At 55.7% G+C, this 1552-nt stretch carries 1 protein-coding gene and 2 tRNA genes; all 3 read left to right on the plus strand.

Annotation, left to right across the window (positions count from 1 at the left end):
* The first annotated feature begins 132 nt into the window (after window positions 1-132).
* The 3 genes from ACOVRA_RS14175 (at window position 133) to ACOVRA_RS14185 (ending at window position 1552) form a co-directional block, all read left to right on the plus strand.
* Window positions 133-1071, plus strand: coding sequence for a GIN domain-containing protein (locus ACOVRA_RS14175; protein WP_421720863.1), 939 nt, complete (start codon window positions 133-135; stop codon window positions 1069-1071).
* Between the two features lie 257 nt (window positions 1072-1328).
* A tRNA-Tyr gene (locus tag ACOVRA_RS14180) sits at window positions 1329-1414 on the plus strand.
* Between the two features lie 64 nt (window positions 1415-1478).
* Window positions 1479-1552, plus strand: a tRNA-Gly gene (locus ACOVRA_RS14185).

A 1552-nucleotide genomic window follows, 5' to 3' on the forward strand; every position in this document is an offset into this window, starting at 1 on the left:
CATCGCGGCCACCCTCTTTTGGACGAAAACGTGAATTCTTAGTCATGACGTTCTTTTAACGGGAAAAGGTCGGCGCTGTCGCCTATAAGGGCTGCGGAAACTCTTTTGAGGACGGACAGGAGATTGAAGATCATGCTGACACAGAAACAAGGATTTGGCCTAGGTGCCGGGATTGGACTGGGCGCTGCCCTGTTGCTCGGCTTTCAACCTGTCGCAGCCCAGAGTGACGGGCAAGCCCGTTTGTTGGAATTGGATGGCGTCGTAGGACAAGTGGAGATTCGGACCTCGCCGGGGGCTGCTTTCAACGTCCAAGTGACGCCGGGAGCCAAATTATCCGCGACAACCGAGCGGGATGGGATAACTTTGCGTGTCAAAGGCCCAATCCAACGCAGTATGCGCACCAATTGCAGCAGCTACACCCAGAATGGGCAGCGCGTTGAAGAGATCAAGATTGATGGTGTGCGCTACAAGGCCGAGGATTTGCCGAAGATCGTCGTGACGGGGCCAAGCTCTATGGGTCTTCGAATCAAGCGCTCGCTGGTGAGTGGCCGGGCGGGTGATGTGGGTGGCGCTACCATCACCATGATTGGCTGCGGTGATTTCTCGCTCGGCAAAGTTGCCCGCAATCTGGAACTGACGATTGCCGGCTCTGGCAACTTTCGCACCGAAAGCGTGGGCGGTGACTTAAATGCCAGCTTGGCGGGCTCTGGCAACAATCAAACCGGGCCGGTAAAGGGCAATTTGAAACTGGATCTTGCGGGGTCTGGCGATACCAATATTGGCTCCATCGGCGGACGCAGCGAAATCAATTTGGCGGGCTCTGGCGATGTTCGATTGGGCCAAGTTCAAAACGATGTCGAAGTAAACCTCGCGGGTTCAGGCGATACCTATATCCAAGGCGGCCGTTCAAGGCTTGAAGCCAATATTGCAGGCTCTGGCAATATTCGTCACGGTGGCACGGTGATCGAGCCGCAAATCAATATCATTGGCTCAGGCGATGTCACGGCTGCCAAACTAGAGGGCAACCCACGCGTGACCAAGATGGGCTCTGGTGGCTTCAAGGTCGACTAGCGACACGTCTGGCATCTGCCGATTGACAGGGTGGGGCTGTGTGCCAAAATAGCCCCATCATGCAGTTATGTGAAACTCATCTGCTTGATCACAGCCAATCGCCATTGCGTTTGGAGCGACCATCGCTATAACGCGGCCCTTCCAGAGCGGCTTGCCGTGGCTGAGGCATGAAGTGACTCGTGTCCGGCAAGCGGGTTTGGAACTCCTGAAACGCCGTTGCGGTATGTGCTGGCATCGGTTGCGATTGGGTGTCACCTGGTGAGGTGGCCGAGTGGTTAATGGCAGCAGACTGTAAATCTGCCCTCGAGAGAGTACATAGGTTCAAATCCTATCCTCACCACCAGTGACATCCCAAATCGTAATCCTTGAATGGCCAACCTGGGGCTCGTCGGTTCGGGAAATCGGATGCGGGTATAGCACAATGGTAGTGCAGCAGCCTTCCAAGCTGAGGATGTCGGTTCGATCCCGTCTACCCGCTCCA

Origin of the sequence: Aquidulcibacter sp. (genome assembly GCF_049239865.1) — a bacterium.
Classification (GTDB): domain Bacteria; phylum Pseudomonadota; class Alphaproteobacteria; order Caulobacterales; family Aquidulcibacteraceae; genus Aquidulcibacter.

Bases quoted from the DNA above. Each gene is read 5' to 3' on its own strand.
- ACOVRA_RS14175 (WP_421720863.1), top strand. From the start codon at position 133: ATGCTGACACAGAAACAAGGATTTGGCCTAGGTGCCGGGATTGGACTG.